The sequence below is a fragment of the Paenibacillus hodogayensis genome (assembly GCF_039536325.1).
Lineage (GTDB): Bacteria > Bacillota > Bacilli > Paenibacillales > NBRC-103111 > Paenibacillus_AB > Paenibacillus_AB hodogayensis.
In genome coordinates, this window is sequence record NZ_BAAAYO010000006.1 from 359495 (window position 1) to 375637 (window position 16143).

Consider the following 16143-nt stretch of genomic DNA (forward strand, 5'->3'; position numbering starts at 1 on the left):
ACGGGCCTTCCGTATGACTTCAGCCGCTCAATACGCCCAGCGGAACAACGTGTTGCCGCTGCTGAAGTAGATGTTGCCATAGCTGTCCGCGGCCGCGCTGTTGACCGCCCCCGTGCCGGTATAATGCGTCGTCACCGTCTTCGTCGTCGTGTCGATGCTGAAGAAATGGTTTTTGATCGTACCGAACATTTTGTTGCTGCCCGCGGTCCCCATCACGAGAGATCCGTCTCGCGTGATCTGACTGCTCGTCGTGTAGCTTACGTCCGTGAACTTCTGCACATGATACTCTACCGTATTCGTGGCCGGATTGAATACGAACAGATACCCTTCGGACAAACCCCAAATCTTATTGTCCGGCCCGACCGTGAGCGCAGTGATCCCTTGCGAGGACACCGGCATCGTGTAAGTCGTATACGCGCCCGTCGCGACATTCAGCTTCACCAGCTTCGCTTCCGTCGCGGTCGGCGTCGTGTTCTTCCCCCCGCCTATCGTGGAGCCGGCGTATACGTAGCCATTGAGATACGTCACGGATACGACACTCTGATTCGGCACGATGTTGTAGTATACCTGCGCCGTATCCGTAACCGTATTGTAGACGGTCAACGCCCCTTCCAGCTGCCCGGACCCGGCTACCGTCCCGATGAAGATTTTGCCGTCTCCTTGGGCCATGCCATACGGGCGCTCCTGGAGATCGGACTCGCCCAAGCTCAGCAGACGAGTCAAGCTGCCCCATCCCGCGCTCGGCTTGAACTTGTAAATGTTCGCATTCGGATAGCCGCCCAAGTACAGGCTGTCCCCTTGGGCAACCATGCCCTCCAGTTGGCTAATCCCGTACAGCATCGTGTTCTGATCGCTGCGCATCGGGTTGTAGACGCCCATGTTGCCGGACAGGAAGCCGCCCGCGTAGATTTTTCCGTCCGGCCCCGTACCGACGGTGCTGATGTCCGTCGGCACGCCGGTGATGCCCGTCAAAAGCGTCGTGCTGCTCTTGCGGGTAGTAGGGTTGTACTTGAACAGCATGATGCTCCCCGAGGCGTGGCCGACCCCGACGATCGACTGGCCGGGAAAATTCACCGTATCGTCCAAGGTCGCGATTCCCCAGGCATAGCCATTGGTCGGCATCAAATAAGGGGTGTTGTCCGGATTCAACGCGGCCGCCGTCGTTTTCGTGGCGATATCGTACGTCTTCAACCCGCCTGACGAATAGTACACTTTGCCGTTCAATTCCGGCGACACCCCATAGGACGTGATCGGGAACACGGCATCGACAACGGTCGTCACCGTGCCATTCGGATTGTCCGTCACATCCAGCACCACCTCGCGGTTTGAAGGAATGAGCCGCCCGAATACTTTGCCCCCGGAGTAACTGAGCTTGTCGACGGCCGTGTCGGTTCCGACGACGGACGCAGGAATCAGGTTATCGTTTCGCTGCCCGCTCGAATTTTCCAGCCGGGTGATCTGGGCAGTGATGCCGCCGGTTCCAGCATAGAGGACGTTGTTTGGACTATCATAAGCGATGGAGTATGTGTACTCCGAGCCCGCGAAGAACGGATGGGGGGCGAAGGTGTAGAAGCCGGGACTCGTCTCGTATTTGAATACGCCCGATTTTGGATACGTCCCGCCGTACACCTTGCCCGCTGTGCTTCCGGGCGTCAAAGCCAAGACATAGGTCGCGTCGGAGATCGCCTTGCCGAGATTGACCGGACTAGCCGCTCCTGGCGTGTATTGGAATAAGTACCCGTTCGGATACGTACCCATATAAATTTTGTTGTCGATCGTCGTTGCGGCGGAATGCGCATAGGTCGCCCCGGGCATCGACATCTGTTTTTGGATCGCGCCCGTATTGACGTTCACCTCCACCATCTTGGCATCGATGCCGCTCGCCCCGTTCAGCCCGATGTAAAAGGCCGGTTTCCCGCTCGCATCCTTGCCTAGTGTGGCGCTGCGCATGGCGGCCGCGCTCAGGACTGGCCCGACCGTGGTCAGATCTGCCGTCACCATGACATCGTCCCAATAAGCGGTCCCGACATTCGGCGAGTTCGAGTAGAGCAGCACCGCTACGTACGCCGTTCCGGCAGGGGCGACGCCTCCCGTCTTGATCGGCGCCCACTGATTCGTCGGCGAGCTCTTCGACAGGAACGAGGTGGACAGCAGCGTATAGGAGCTGTTGTAGAAGCGGAGATACAGATCGGCGCTGCCGCTGACGATATACTGCCAGGCGTACGCATAATAGCTTTTGCCGGCGGTGGCGGGAATGTAAGCGCTCTGGATACCGAATTGGCTGTTGTTTAACGTATCGACGATTTTGACGCTATTGCTGCCTGTATGGGCTTGTTCGGTCGAGACGGTAATGCCGCCGGTTCCGAAGTTTTGGGTCCAGGACGTCAGCCCCGATTCGAAGCTGTAGTTCGGAATGAGCAGATCCGCTGCCCCGGCTGTTGTCGGCAGTAGCGGGATGAGCACGATCAGCGTGAGCAGCATACTGAGCCATCGTTTCAACGTCATACCGTATTCCTCCTCGTTATGGATAGTAAAGAGCTATCGCTAATAACTTGCCTAAGACCGAATAGCCTCCTTCTCTCAAATGTGATCAGCCCCGTTACCCCAAATTGTAGCGGGCGAACTCCCCCATAGCAGGTCATTTCTTATCAAATGGTAGACAGTTCCACCACCATCCGTAGACAGGTTCCTCACGCACCCGCAGGGTTAACAACGGGCTGGTTATTTTCCAAGCGGATTTTGTATTGACTTATTTCTCAATCAAAAATAAAATGGTTTAGGAGGAGAGTGATTTTGGTTTATGATAGTGCAGATGAAAAGACAGCAATTCGCGGCATTGACCGGTCAAGAGCTCATTGCGGCATGCACCGAGCCGATGATTGTCCAGTTTCGCAGCGGCGACATGTCGGTAAAGCTGGAGGTGATGTCCCGGCTGAACAAGGAACAACAGGCTTTGTGCATGTTCCGGCTTCTTTATCCCGCCGCTCATTCGCCGGAGGAATTTGGCGCATGGATGGCGTATTTGCTCGAGCAACCCGGTTATTGGACCGGTATTCTCGGCGGTGTACGCTTCTTTGACGAGACTGCGCTTTTGCGGCTGCTTGAAGAAATCGAACGGCTGGCGACAGAACACCGCAGCACGGCCGTCCCCCATCATGCCGGGACTGTTCAGTCGGTTCTCTCCCCGCTGTTCCAATCGTTTGCAGATGCGATGAACGACAGTATCGAACGAATCAGTCTCTATATACGCTCCGATCCGCAACAATTTGTTGCGCTGGTCGATTGACTCTATCGGAATACAAAGCGCCTTGCCAAAGCTCGCCGGCAAGGCTTTTTCCTTTGCTCCGTTCTATTTAGGAGAATTAAAAAAACGGCATCTCTGCCGTTTCCGTTGTGCCGGGAGCCCGCTGGCTATACGCCGCGTTTGACTCAGGTCTTATCCAATGACAGAGCGCTCCCCGCCGGATAATGGCGAATCGTCTGTCCGACCGTTTCGTCGCCCTTCTCTTTCCATACAAAGCTTCGCTCGAACGTACCCGGCTCGAAAAAGAGCGGAAACCTCTCCTTAAACCAATCCTGCATCGGCAGCTGCAAAGCTTGTTCGATGTCTACCCAGAGCAGTTCCCCTTCCGGCGGGTTGATCAGCAGCTCTCCCTCGAACGAAGTAGCCAAATAATTAAACACCATATAGCGAAGCCCTTGATCCGGCTCGCAAAACTCGTCCAGCCCTTTATAAACCAGATCGGTTACGGTCAATCCGGTCTCTTCCCTCACTTCGCGAATCGCTCCGTCGACGATGCTTTCCGGAAAATCGACTTTCCCCCCCGGTGCGATATATCCCGGAAAGCCCCGTTTGTCCGGTCTGTTTATCAATAGCACCTTGCCGCCGTCCTGCACCATGCACATCGTGTACAATTTGTGGGTGATTGCTGTAGACACTGGATCATCTCCGCTTCTTCTCGTTACCGTACCTTTATATAGGGGTATTCGTGCTGTCGACTCCAGAACCCTTTTTACAAAAAAAACAGGCAGCCTCGGCCGCCTGTCGGACATGATTCATACCCTTCATTTTGGTAATGCACCTTAGCCACTTCTATCCCACTCCGGGCAAGGGAATGGACGGCAGCTTAACTGCCCGTTACATGGATGACGTAGGCGGCTTCCTTCCGATTGCCTGCCTGATCCGCCACACTGACAACCACAGTATGGCTGCCGATATGACCCGACCAATCGATTGTTGTCCCAGACGTATAAGGAACGCCATCCACAAGGATCGATTGCTGGGCGACACCGGATACAGCGTCTTCCGCATGTAAGGTCAGTGCAACCGTTTGAGTATGGCCCATTGCGGATTCCGCGGCCAGTGGCGCACCGTTCGCCAACAGCACGAACGTAGGCGGCGTTCTGTCGATGTTGACCGTGATCATCTTCGTCGGCTCGACCTTGCCGCCTTCCGTCGAGCGGTATTGCAGCACATGCAGGCCGCTATCGTTCAGTACGATAGGCGCTGTGTATCCCGCCCAGCTCGATCCTCCGTTTAAGCTGTAGACAGTGGACGTCACGGAACCGGGACTTCCGTAAACTTGCAAGGCAACCGTCGCCGGGCCGGTATACCAGCCCCCTTGCCCCTGTTCGCCCGCCACCGAAGCAACGGTTGTCAGAGGGTACTCGATATGGGTCAACGGGACCCGGAAGCTTGCGCCTTCCGCAATATCGTATACATACCCTTTGCTGAAATCGTAGGCATCGACGAACGAACGGATAAGCGTTATATCGCCCAAATCGAGCCGGTACTTGCCGTTCCCGATGTCGGTCGCCCCTTTGATCCGGTAGGCGGCATTGCGAACGCCGTCGTTGGCGATGACAATCGTTCTTCCCACCCAACCGGCCGTATTCATCCCGGGCGCAGACAGCTGCACGGTAATTTCGTTATGCAAGGACGGTACTTTCGTAAAATCGACAACCGTGCCTTGCAGAGCCCCCGGTACGCTACCCGCGACAGCATCGATGGGAACGATGAACGAGCCGTCATGTACGTATTGGTATACCGGTATCCCGTTCTGTTCCGAATACACGCCCATAAATCCCTTGAATTTGAATTTGTCATCCACGGTATAGGTAATTTCCGGGTTAAGCGCATTGACAATATAATCCGTTCTTCCGTTCGCCAACGTCACCTTCACCGCTTTTACCTTGTTTCCGCTCGCGACCGAACCGCCCGTTTTGACCACAGCGGGTTGGATCGTGTCGATCTTACGGTTCGTCTGGTACGGCTCGATCACGGATGTGAACAAGCTATCCAGATTCGTGCCGCTGCGATGGGCAATGAGATAGCGCAACGACTTCGGATTGCCCGGCTTGTTCTGCGGCGGAACGCCGTCGGCCAGCGCCACATCGTTAACGGAAGTAAGCATCGTTAGGCGCAGATGAATATCGGCTGGCGTGGGCAGCACTTTCCATGTATCGACTACTTTCCAATCGATGCTGAATTGGTCGCCGGGATTCGTATCGCGCGAAACATTTTTCAAGTAATGAAACCCGCTCCCCCTATACCCGGCCCCTTCGATGTCGTCGACCCGCTGCCCGTATGCAACGTCGGGTCCCGCATATGTTCCCGTCGGCTGAACGACCAGACTCAGGCCGGACGCCTGGGCGACCCCTTCCGCTCCGTGGAAGCTGAAATAGTGATCGTTGCCGCCCTTGACCCGGAAGAAGTCTACGGTGTAGGAGTTGGCATCATCGATCTTGATCATGGCGGTTGTCCGTTTGTAAAGCTCCGTCTGCGGGTACACCTTCGGCGCTTCCACATCGATCAGCTTCACCATCCCGCTATCGTCGAAATGCTGCGGATTGGCTACCAGCTGCGCCGCCTGCTTCTTCTTGTCGACCATGACGGTATTGTGACTGATCGTATTCATGACCCATTGTGCCCGATGCATGTCGGTCACGTCCGCGAACTCGGGATAGCCGAGGTCCGGCGACAGATCAAGCTTGAATGCATGCAGGCCCAAATTCAACGTATCGCTATGTCCGTGGCCGTAATTGATGCCGTAATACATCCACGTATCGCGCAGTGTGTCCTCTGGGGTGCCGCTGTTGTCGCGGAGTAAGCGCGCTTCTTCATTCAGCAGATTAAAGCTGCGTATTCCCATTTTGAAGTTGCTGGACGATGGATGTTTCCCGATCCCTTCAAAGCTGATTTGATGCGTTCCCGCAGATAGCTGCTTGCGCCCTATCCTCTCATAGTCGTCCGTGCGACTACCGAAGAAGTCCATATCCGTTATCGGTTCGCCATCGATCGAGACCCGGTAGATGCCGTAGCTTGGGGCTCTGAACGGCAATAAATCGATTTCGTAATCATCCGCATTCAGCACGTTGAAGTTGAATGTAATCCGGGCGCCGATGTTCGCCGCTTCCAATTGGAGCGTACCGGAGCTATCGAATCGTTTGACTTCCGTATTCTGGCTCGCTATTTCCATGGGCGGGAACGCGTACGGCAGACCGAAACTGCGGTTCGCGCTGATCCCGTCGCGCAGAGCAGAGAATCCGTACCCCGTCAAGTTGTCGCTCTTCAAATTCAATGGACCAAACTGCGAGATCACATTCCGGATCGAATCGGCAATTTCATTCGGATTCGCCGAGAAGACATCCTTGTGAATGCCGTCCACTTGATTGTTATTCAAGAAGTAAGCCAGTTGGGCATAGATCGGCTCGCCGAATTCATCGAACGCCCTGACCATGTCCGCCATTTTCGGCAAGATCCCGGGATTGCCCGTAAACAAGGTATCGCCGATATTGGCCGTATACTTTTCGCTGAGCACGAGCGGATACGTTCCCGCGAACATTTTGCGAAACTTGACGTTTTGGTATAAATCCGCTGCCGGATACAAGTCGTATCCTTTCAAAACGTTAGCCGTCATTTGAAAAGTAGACAGCCAATAGTCGTTATACTCCGGGGACGCTTCATTTCCGCTACCATCGCGGTTAATGGTGCCCATGAGCGTATTTAATAGGTTCCCGCCGGTGACTTTGTACGGATTTCGCTCAAACTCTCCCGTTTGGAAGGTGAAATCCAGCCATTCCTTCGTAGCGGGAAGCGTATCGTATACGACGGCGGCCACTGCCAGCGCACTCTGATGCATTCCGTCGTTGCCCCGAATCTGCGCGGCCTTCACAGCAGGAAACACTTGCTTCACGATCCCGTTCTCGATGTTGCGCCGGATGGCCGCGCCGCTGCCCTTGCCGTTGGTCAACTTGTACTGAACGGCCTTGGCATCGAGGAATTGAACAAGCTCGGGGTCGTCCATGGCCGGGAAGAAAGCGTCGTACGCCGTAATTAAGTCTTTGACCAAATCCGTTTCCCAAATCGATCCCACCGCCTTCCCCAAGCCCGTGCCTCCGTGCGAATTGAGGAATATCGTCTGGTCATGCAGCATGGTATCCATTTCCGGATAAATATCGGCTACCCGGTCCAGCAGCACCGTTCCGGCGCGCGCATATCGGATGTCCCCCGTATATAAGTACGCGTCGCGCAACGAGCGAAGCCCGTCATGAATCAGCCCACTGGCATACCATTCGAACCAATGGACGTAATAAGCGATAAACGTGTAGCGTTTTCCGTTGTCGTCGATCCAGCCAAACCCGTCATCGACTCCCCACGTCGGTCCCTTCTGCGGATACAACGTATTGACTAGCAGACTGCGATCGGCCAGCTCCGGACGGAATATCGCGTGTTCGTCGAGCCCGCTTCGGTAATACGCGCCGAAGTCGTTCGTCGGGAATGTATAGCCGCTGCTCGGATCGACGATTTTCCATGGCGCATTCAGCGGATTCGCTTGGTAAGGATAGTTGCCGAACTTGTCGATCTCCTTGCCGGTGATCGGGCTGCCGAGCGTCTGATTGACGCCATAGCTGCGGGGAAGCGTCTGCGCAGGGACAGCCGCCCATAAGAAATCCAGCCCCTTGGACAAGTATAGGTCGGCTTTGGCGACCGCGTCATTACGCAAAGTCTTCGCCCAGTTGTACGTCTGCACATTCAGTCTGGCGGCTGCCACTTTGGCCGGCGTGTAAAAAGTCGCTCTCGTCTTGGCATTCGTCGCCGCTCCTGCATACAAGAACGCGGCGTCATCGAAAAAGGCGGTACCCGCCTGCCCCGAATCCATCGCTAGCCGCAAGGTCGCAAAAGCGGCATTCCCCGGCGCAGCATGACTCACGGTAAGTTGCTCCCATTGATTAAAGGTATTCCCCTTTGTCGCAATGGAGGTAATCAGGACACCCTCAGCATCCCAATACTCCTCGTATAGAGCCGATTTACCCTGCGTCGCATAGGAATAGACAGAGGCTTCATAGGTTTGTCCCGGTACGACGGGAAGCTTATGACTGCGCAATCCGGGAGAAGCGCCTGTACCGGCATACGCGATCTTGACGCTGCTCCCTCCGCCCCGCACCCGTTCCGAAGTGTGGATAATCGTTCCGTCCACTTCGCTCCAATACCTCGGTTTTCCTTGAACGCTCAGCTCGAAGCCGCCGTTATTCAAGTTCGCGCTCGGTTCAAGGAGAGGCACAACCACCTTGAAAGCCGCGTCGTCGAAATAAGCGGAGCCGACGTTCGCTCCGTTCAAATAAAGCCGCAGCGTGGCATAGGCCGTCCCTTCCGGGACTACCCCGCTCACTGTGATCTTGCTCCACTGATTCAAGGTTCGGTTCGCGCCGGTGAGGATTTGCTTGTAGTTTTTGTTGCCGTCCCAGAACTCGAGATACAGCTCGGAAATGCCCTGAACGTTGTACGAGAACACGCTTGCCTCATATTTCTGGCCGGGCACGACCGCTATCTTGTTGCTCCGCACAGCGGCGCTGAGTGCGTCGCTCGGATCGTTCAGCTTCACGCTGTAAGTCCCGCTACGCGCCTTTTCCGTCGATAATTCCGCTCCGTCGACATAGGTCCAATGATTAGGCATGTTTGCCGTAATCTCCTCAAATCCGCCGTTCAACAGCCCGGGCTCCGGAGCCTCCCATAGCTCCACTGCCGCGTCATCGAAGTAAGCGGAGCCGACGTTCGCTCCGTTCAAATAAAACCGCAGCGTGGCATAGGCAGTCCCAGCCGGAGCTACCCCGCTCACCGCAATTTTGCTCCACTGGTTCAAGGTTCGGTTCGCGCCGGTAAGAATTTGCTTGTAGTTGTCGTTCGAATCCCAGAACTCGAGATACAGCTCGGAGATGCCCTGAACGTTGTACGAGAATACGCTTGTGTCGTATCTTTGGCCGGGCACGACCGCTATCTTGTTGCTGCGCGCAGCGGCACTGAGTACATCGCTCGGATCGTTCAGCTTCACACTGTGAGTCCCGCTACGCGCCCTTTCGGTCGATAATTCCGCTCCGTTCAAAAAGGTCCAATGATCGGGCATGTTTGCCGTTATTTCCTCGAAGCCGCCATTCAACAGCCCGGGCACTGGAGCCACCCAATGCTCCACTACCGCATCGTCGAAATAAGCGGAGCCGACGTTCGCTCCGTGCAAATAAAACCGCAGCGTGGCGTAGGCCGTCCCTTCCGGAGCTACCCCGCTTACCGCGATTTTGCTCCACTGGTTCAACGTTCGGTTCGCGCCGGTGAGGATTTGCTTGTAGTTGTTGTTGGCATCCCAGAACTCGAGATACAGCTCGGAGATGCCCTGAACGTTGTACGAGAACACGCTTGTGTCGTATCTTTGGCCGGGCACGACCGCTATCTTGTTGCTGCGCACAGCGGCGCTGAGTACGGGGCTCGGATCGTTCAGCTTCACGCTGTAAGTCCCGCTATGCGCCTTTTCGGTCGACAATTCCGCTCCGTTCACATAAGTCCAATGATCGGGCATGTTTCCCGTGACCTCCTCAAAGCCGCCGTTCAACAGCGCGGTTTCGTAATTGTTCACGAGAGGCAGCGCGTAAGAAGTTTTTGCCAAAGAAGGAGCGATATTCAGCAGAAGCAGCGCTGCCAGTACGATTGCGATGCAACTCCTCATTCGTTTGCTCATCAAGGGATTCCCATCCTTTCTTGTCTAAAGGTCGCGTTAAACAAGCGATTGCAAACTTGCCTCATTTAATAGATAGTAGAGGTACAGCCTTATTGAACCCGGAGGAACACTATGAAAAATCTCGATCGATTTCCCGAATATCAGGAGACTATCTACAAACTTCAACATATTCAAGCTAACGGACAACCGAGGTTTTGTATCTCCATCTCTCCCATATATCAGAATGAATTGCATCATCACGATTATGCGGAATTATCTTATTACTTCGAAGGTACCGGAACAGAAACGATCAATACGATCCATGGGACCTTCCGGCCGGGTACTGCGTCATTCAAGCTCCCGCATCATTTGCACCAGATGCACAGCGATTCAGGCGAAACCTACACGGCTTGGAAATACAGCGTTCTGTTCGATATGGAGCTGCTGTTCGGAACGAATGACGACGTCGGCCTTTCCGTGCTGCTGTATGGAATTGGCACAACCTTGTCTTCGTTTGTCCATTTTGACGAAGCGATGCACGAACGCATGAAGGCCATTCTCGACTCGTTGATGGAGGAGTTTCTGCAACCCGATACCACCTATCGCCGCCATATGATCCGAGCCAAGCTAACGGAAGCGCTGCTTTTGTTCGTTCGCTTTGGCAACGACCCTTTCTCGGCCTCCGGGCCCAGTGTGCCGGAAGAGAGGAGCACTCTGTTTTGGTCGATCATGCAATATGTGCATGTTCACTTCTCGGACGACATCCATTTGGACAAAATTTCCTCTCTATTCCACTGCAGTGCGCCTTATATAAGTCGACTGTTTAAAAAGAATATTGGAAAAGGGTTTCTGGAATATGTACATGAGCTTCGCATTGAAAGCGCATCCACCTTATTGCTTCATACCAACATGACCGTTATCGAAGTTGCTCATGAGGTGGGCTTCGATTCTTCTCGTACGTTCTCCCGCGTGTTCCGCGATCTGAAAGGACTGACGGCGAGCGAATACCGCCACGCGAGGAGAACATAGAGTTATTTTTTCGTTTGCTGGGCCGCTTGTATGATCTTGTCCGTTTCTTCGGCCGCTTCGCGCAACGCGGTATTGATATCGATACCATCTCTCGCCATCCTGACAATCGCCGCATTTAATTGGCCGGAGGCTACAATCTGGTATTCGGTTATATTGGACAACTTCGCATACGTTTTGGGGAATAAGACCGACGTATCTTTGCCTTTGTATTTGGGGAGGTCTTCCCCGTATTTCTCATGCAATTTCGTATCCTTCAACGCCGTAGCCAAACCTCTGCTATTCAACGATTTCTGGAACGGTTCCGATGCGATGTAAGCCATCACTTCGAATGCGGTGTCGCGTTGTTTGCTGGTCGAGCTCATAAACCAGTAGTTGGGAAATACTTGCGGTCCCACATTCGGCAATCCGGCAATTTCCGGAATTCTCACCACACCCCAATTGGTAACCGCATCTCCCGGCGTAAACCCGCAGCAGCCCGTATAATTCGCCGCCATGGCCACGGTTCCTTTGGTGTTGAATGCCGTAGTCGTTGCCTCTTTGGTGTCATAGTTTTGGATGGTCATGAATCTTGCCAGATTTTGCACCACCTTTTTCCACGCATCCGAAGTGAAATTCGCTTTGAGCGTAGTGGGGTTTATTAAGTCCAACGAATTTTGATTGACTTGCAAATAAGTGTTATTGTCGTTGGCGAATCCGTAGTATTGCACCGCTCCGTCCTTGCGCGTTAAAGTAACGGCAAGGTCGTACAATTCATCCCAAGTCATGTTCTCTTTCGGATAAGCGACTCCAAAACGGTCAAAGATGTCTTTGTTGTAGTATAGGCCCGATGTGCCTACATAAGCGGGCAGTCCGTAGATGCCTCCACGGGCCAACTGTCTTTGCAGGTCAACGACGGTGGGCTCTATCGTATCCAGGTTAAACTTATGCGACCGGATCAGGTCGGTAATATCGCTCTGCAGCCCCGTTTCCAGTATGGCGGTATGGAAATTGGTGTAGGCTCCGAACACGATATCCAAAGGAGCCTTGGATGCTACGTAGTCTTGAATGGTACGGTCTGCCGACGCAAAGGACACTTTAAATTGGATATGGGGAAATTTCTCGCGAAGGTAAACCCCGTACGTTTTATCGAACCATTCCATGTTCTGGGGAATGGAGCTGAACAAGTACAGCTCGACGGGCTCCTTCGGCTTTGGCTGGCTTCCTTCACTCCCGCTCCCGCTCCCGCTCCCGTTCCCGTCACCTGGTTTCCCTCCGCATCCTGCAAGTAACGATATCCCGACAAGGCTCCCGATACAAACGCGTAAAAGCTTACTTCTCATGCTGTTCCTCCCGCAATAAGTCATAGTTTCGTCTGTTCTCTCTCTCGTTCTCTGCACTCCCGCTGCTTTGCACCCCACATGCCACATTTTCTTAAGCAAAATCAAAGTACCATATGTAAAAATAGTCGGCGTACCGTAATAACGGTTTGAAAGAGCCAGTTTTTAACTTGCAGGGAAATCATCAAAGGAATTCATTTCCACATTGTCGAAATCAAAGAACGCAGAAGCTTAAAGTAAGGGGGATGACTATTGAAATACATCGAATTCGGCTTGGGGAACACTTGGCTGATTAGGACGGAGACGGAGCTGGATGATGGCACCGAATATGAAGAAAAAGGTGTAGTTCGGCCTATAAGATTACAATCTATATACTTGAGAGTATGGATTGGAAAGACTGTACTCATAGTAGACTTAAGACAAGGTTTTAAGAGAAGCAAGAAGTCTCGATTTGCGATGAAGTTTATTATCGGAATAACGAGTCGTTAGCGGAAAACGAATACAGGCGCCCTCTTTACAAAATGCGGAAATCCATTTATATTTGTATGAGCAAACAAATGTTTTGTTATCCCGGAAATGAGGTTTTACCTATGTTGGACATTTATTTCAAAGAATGCTTGTACTTTACCGCGAATCGTCTCGGTCGGGTCATTACAAAGATGGCGGAGGACGCCTTTGCAGCCAGCGGCTTGTCGCCGACGGCGGCTTTTCTGCTCATGGCGGTTTATGAGAAGGACGGCATTTCGCAAAAGGAACTAGGCGGCATACTCCATCTCCAGCCTTCGACCGTAACGCGACTTATTGAGAAGCTTGCAGCCAAAGGCTTGCTGTACAACCGCGTGGATGGGCGCTTGTCCTTGATCTACGTCACCGACAAGGGCAAGGCGCTGGAGGATACGATCCACCAATGCTGGAACCGGCTGCGCGACCGGTACACGGCGATCTTGGGGGCCGCCGGCGAGGAGCTTTCGCTCGATCTCTACAATGTCAGCGACCAGTTGGAAAAAAACGAATGAAGCGCAGAACGGTTTTTTTTACATAAACATTTGCTTGAGCAAACAACTAAAAAGACAATGGAGGCAATCAAATGATTATACTCTTTGAACCCCATGTTCCCCATCGAAACGGGCTACTGAAGCTGCCGGGGTCAAGCCCGAAGATCGATCAAAGCCGCCAAAGCGGCCAGCGGACGGGAGGCCGACGCTTATGGGCAAATGGATGATCGGCATGACCTTCTTCTCTGCGCTCGGCTCCGGTCTGATCGCCGGCATTTTTTTCGCCTTCTCGGCTTTCGTAATGGCATCTTTGGCCCGCCTACCGGCCGAGCAAGGCATAGCGGCCATGCAATCGATCAACGAAACCATTCTCAAAACATTGTTCAGCCCGGTATTTATGGGGACAGCTCTCCTCTCGGTGCTAGCGGCGGTTGTCTCGCTTTTGAAGTTCGGCGCGGCCGGAGCGCCCTACGTGCTTGCCGGAAGTCTTCTTTATTTGGCCGGCACTTTCCTCGTGACGATCGTCTTCAACGTGCCGCTGAACGACGCGCTGGCCGCCGTCGATCCCGGCAGCGCTGAGGGAGCGCAAGTATGGGAGCATTATTTATCCCGTTGGGTAGCCTGGAATCACGTGCGGACGTTGGCTGCTTTGGCCTCCCTCGCCTGCTTCATCCTCGCGCTGCGCAAAGGGTGAACGGTTTCGTTATTTACTGCGGGCTTGGGGGACTCGGCGCATAAACCGTTCCGGGTCCCGCTCAAACCCGTATTGCTCATACAAGCCATGCGCATCCCGCGTTCCGAGAATCCCAGTCATCCATTCGTATCGCTCCGATCCGGTGATCGTCTCGATCAGCTTTTTGCCGATGCCCTGTCCTTGGTAATCCTCAAGCACAAACACGTCGCACAAGTAAAAAACGGTGGCACCATCGGTGACGATCCTTGCGAACCCGATCTGCCTGCCGTCATGGAACACGCCATAACATTCGGAGTTGTCGATGGACCGGGAAATCCGCTCCGGCGTTCTCCGGCTCCCCCAATAGCTTCGCGCCAAGTAGTCCAGGACGACTTGTTTGTCGATTTTGCTTTTGTCATCTGTAATGAGATAGTCCTTGTACCGAATTTCCATGAGCGTTCCTCCTTGAAGGCCAAGAGCGGCCCCATTCTTACAAGCGAAAGGTGTCCTTGATCAGGCTGGCCGTCTCCTCCGCACTTCTACGGGTCGTATGAATGCGGAGATAGTGCTCCTTGTTCAGTTCCCCCTCATAGGAGTTCAGCCGGTGCTTTTTCATCGTTTCCAGCAGATCCCGTTCGGACCATTCCGTATTTCGTTTGCTCGGCTTGTGCAGCAGACGGTTCGGGCTTATGTTCCGCTCCAGCCTTTCGTTCACATCGGCCTCCAGCTCGACCCAATATACCGTCGCCCCCTTCGATTCAAACAATTGGCTGACCCGCTCCAGGTAGTCCCAGTCGGCTTGCTGGTTGAACGACCAGACGAATGTGAAAATGAGCCCCGGCAAGCTGCTGTTCGCTACCGCTTCGAATATTTCCTGCCGGAACAGGCTGACCAGCCGTTTCCCTTCGGAGGAGCCATAGCTGAAAAAGGGTGTCACCAGCTCGATCGTCATATGGTTGTGGAACAGCTTCAATCCGGTGAGCTTCTCCAGCTCTTGCCCGACCGTCATTTTTCCGACCGCCTGGGGGCCGAAGAGAATGATCAACTTCATGAGAGACGCCTCCTTTTTACAATTCTTGAAAATGGCTGCCGAGTCGCTCTTTGCATCCCGTCACAGCTCAGCCGTCGTCACGCCTCATTACGACTTCCAAATGTTTCCTACCATTATAATGCCGTCTCCCTCTGCCAACAACTGTTTTTTTCGCCCATTCAACCTCTGCCGGATATTGCCAAGCTAGCCCGGTCTGTTGTAGAATAACAGTCAAAACAAATTCTTTCCTTAAGGAAACATATTTTGATTAGGAAAACATATAATTTGCCCGCCATGTATAAGTCACTTTCGATGAGGGAGGCCGTCCCGATGAGCGATTTGTTGGTAAAAAACGACGTCCCTGCCGCGGTCCTAGCTAGCTGCTACCCGGTATTTCAACCTCTGGTTCAATTGGAAACGGGGGCGCCGGCCGGATACGAAGCGCTGCTGCGTTCCGCCGCCAGCGAGTCCCCGGAACGGTTATTCCGCACCGCCCGGGCGGGAGGCTTCTTGTACGAGTTGGATACCGGGGCCATCCGACAGGCGGTTTCCTGCTATTTCGGCGAAATACCCGACCCTCGCCGCGCTCCGCTGCTGTTCATGAACATCTTCCCGTCAACGCTGCTGCACCCGTCGTTCGATCGGTTCATGGAAGACGATCTGTTTCGTCGTCACCCGCCGTCCGGGCAAATGGTGCTGGAAATCAACGAAGCCCATGAGGAAGAAAAAATGTGGGATATCCAACTTCTGGGGGACAAAATTCGCGAGCTGCGCCGGCTCGGTTTTCTGATCGCGCTGGACGACGTTGGCTCGGGAGCGGCTTCCTTGAGAAAAATCGTCGAGTACGAACCGGATATCGTCAAGCTGGACCGTTACTTCGGAAACCAATTGGCTGCGAGTCCCGGCAAGCAGAAGCTGGTTTCCCTGTTCGTCGACTATTGCTCGGGATCGAGCGGACTCGTGCTTGAAGGGCTGGAGGAGGCTGACGATTTGGCTATGGCCCGCCTGCTCGGGGTCCCGATCGGCCAAGGCTTTTTGTTGGGGCGTCCCGGCTCAGGTCGGTTTTAAAAACAAAGACGACAGCCTTTGCGTTCGGGCTGCCGTCTTTATC

12 protein-coding genes are annotated in these 16143 nt (G+C 53.9%); 6 read left to right on the forward strand and 6 right to left on the reverse strand.

Annotation, left to right across the window (positions count from 1 at the left end):
- Positions 1-27 precede the first annotated feature (27 nt).
- Positions 28-2505, reverse strand: a complete 2478-nt coding sequence (locus ABD796_RS12780; protein ID WP_344908340.1) for an NHL repeat-containing protein — start codon at positions 2503-2505, stop codon at positions 28-30.
- A gap of 295 nt (positions 2506-2800) precedes the next feature.
- On the opposite strand from ABD796_RS12780, the gene ABD796_RS12785 reads away from it, so the two are divergent.
- Positions 2801-3286, forward strand: a complete 486-nt coding sequence (locus ABD796_RS12785) for a hypothetical protein (protein ID WP_344908343.1) — start codon at positions 2801-2803, stop codon at positions 3284-3286.
- 143 nt (positions 3287-3429) lie between these two features.
- On the opposite strand, the gene ABD796_RS12790 is transcribed toward ABD796_RS12785, so the two are convergent.
- On the reverse strand, positions 3430-3906 hold the full coding sequence (locus tag ABD796_RS12790) for an 8-oxo-dGTP diphosphatase (RefSeq protein WP_344908947.1): 477 nt from the start codon (positions 3904-3906) through the stop codon (positions 3430-3432).
- A 221-nt stretch (positions 3907-4127) separates the two neighbouring features.
- On the reverse strand, positions 4128-10010 hold the full coding sequence (locus tag ABD796_RS12795) for a carbohydrate binding domain-containing protein (protein ID WP_344908346.1): 5883 nt from the start codon (positions 10008-10010) through the stop codon (positions 4128-4130).
- A 111-nt stretch (positions 10011-10121) separates the two neighbouring features.
- Here ABD796_RS12795 and ABD796_RS12800 point away from each other — a divergent pair, with 111 nt between their 5' ends.
- Positions 10122-11018 (forward strand): AraC family transcriptional regulator, encoded by an 897-nt coding sequence (locus tag ABD796_RS12800; RefSeq protein WP_344908348.1) that lies wholly within the window; start codon positions 10122-10124, stop codon positions 11016-11018.
- Between the two features lie 2 nt (positions 11019-11020).
- On the opposite strand, the gene ABD796_RS12805 is transcribed toward ABD796_RS12800, so the two are convergent.
- A complete protein-coding gene (locus tag ABD796_RS12805; protein WP_344908351.1) occupies positions 11021-12337 on the reverse strand; it encodes an ABC transporter substrate-binding protein in 1317 nt (438 codons plus the stop codon).
- 249 nt (positions 12338-12586) lie between these two features.
- On the opposite strand from ABD796_RS12805, the gene ABD796_RS12810 reads away from it, so the two are divergent.
- The 3 genes from ABD796_RS12810 (at position 12587) to ABD796_RS12820 (ending at position 14023) form a co-directional block, all read left to right on the forward strand.
- Positions 12587-12823 (forward strand): DUF3977 family protein, encoded by a 237-nt coding sequence (locus ABD796_RS12810; protein WP_344908353.1) that lies wholly within the window; start codon positions 12587-12589, stop codon positions 12821-12823.
- 101 nt (positions 12824-12924) lie between these two features.
- Positions 12925-13350, forward strand: a complete 426-nt coding sequence (locus tag ABD796_RS12815; RefSeq protein WP_344908356.1) for a MarR family winged helix-turn-helix transcriptional regulator — start codon at positions 12925-12927, stop codon at positions 13348-13350.
- 190 nt (positions 13351-13540) lie between these two features.
- Complete coding sequence (locus ABD796_RS12820) at positions 13541-14023, forward strand: anthrone oxygenase family protein (RefSeq protein WP_344908359.1); 483 nt, start codon at positions 13541-13543, stop codon at positions 14021-14023.
- A 9-nt stretch (positions 14024-14032) separates the two neighbouring features.
- On the opposite strand, the gene ABD796_RS12825 is transcribed toward ABD796_RS12820, so the two are convergent.
- Together ABD796_RS12825 and ABD796_RS12830 are read right to left on the reverse strand one after the other, a co-directional pair.
- Positions 14033-14455, reverse strand: coding sequence for a GNAT family N-acetyltransferase (locus ABD796_RS12825; RefSeq protein ID WP_344908362.1), 423 nt, complete (start codon positions 14453-14455; stop codon positions 14033-14035).
- Between the two features lie 37 nt (positions 14456-14492).
- Complete coding sequence (locus ABD796_RS12830) at positions 14493-15053, reverse strand: DEAD/DEAH box helicase family protein (RefSeq protein WP_344908365.1); 561 nt, start codon at positions 15051-15053, stop codon at positions 14493-14495.
- A gap of 309 nt (positions 15054-15362) precedes the next feature.
- Between ABD796_RS12830 and ABD796_RS12835 the strand changes: the two genes are divergently transcribed.
- Positions 15363-16100, forward strand: a complete 738-nt coding sequence (locus ABD796_RS12835; protein WP_344908367.1) for an EAL domain-containing protein — start codon at positions 15363-15365, stop codon at positions 16098-16100.
- Positions 16101-16143 lie beyond the last annotated feature (43 nt).

Bases quoted from the DNA above. Each gene is read 5' to 3' on its own strand.
- ABD796_RS12780 (WP_344908340.1), bottom strand. From the start codon at position 2,505: ATGACGTTGAAACGATGGCTCAGTATGCTGCTCACGCTGATCGTGCTC.
- ABD796_RS12785 (WP_344908343.1), top strand. From the start codon at position 2,801: ATGATAGTGCAGATGAAAAGACAGCAATTCGCGGCATTGACCGGTCAA.
- ABD796_RS12790 (WP_344908947.1), bottom strand. From the start codon at position 3,906: ATGTGCATGGTGCAGGACGGCGGCAAGGTGCTATTGATAAACAGACCG.
- ABD796_RS12795 (WP_344908346.1), bottom strand. From the start codon at position 10,010: ATGAGCAAACGAATGAGGAGTTGCATCGCAATCGTACTGGCAGCGCTG.
- ABD796_RS12800 (WP_344908348.1), top strand. From the start codon at position 10,122: ATGAAAAATCTCGATCGATTTCCCGAATATCAGGAGACTATCTACAAA.
- ABD796_RS12805 (WP_344908351.1), bottom strand. From the start codon at position 12,337: ATGAGAAGTAAGCTTTTACGCGTTTGTATCGGGAGCCTTGTCGGGATA.
- ABD796_RS12815 (WP_344908356.1), top strand. From the start codon at position 12,925: ATGTTGGACATTTATTTCAAAGAATGCTTGTACTTTACCGCGAATCGT.
- ABD796_RS12820 (WP_344908359.1), top strand. From the start codon at position 13,541: ATGGGCAAATGGATGATCGGCATGACCTTCTTCTCTGCGCTCGGCTCC.
- ABD796_RS12825 (WP_344908362.1), bottom strand. From the start codon at position 14,455: ATGGAAATTCGGTACAAGGACTATCTCATTACAGATGACAAAAGCAAA.
- ABD796_RS12830 (WP_344908365.1), bottom strand. From the start codon at position 15,053: ATGAAGTTGATCATTCTCTTCGGCCCCCAGGCGGTCGGAAAAATGACG.
- ABD796_RS12835 (WP_344908367.1), top strand. From the start codon at position 15,363: ATGAGCGATTTGTTGGTAAAAAACGACGTCCCTGCCGCGGTCCTAGCT.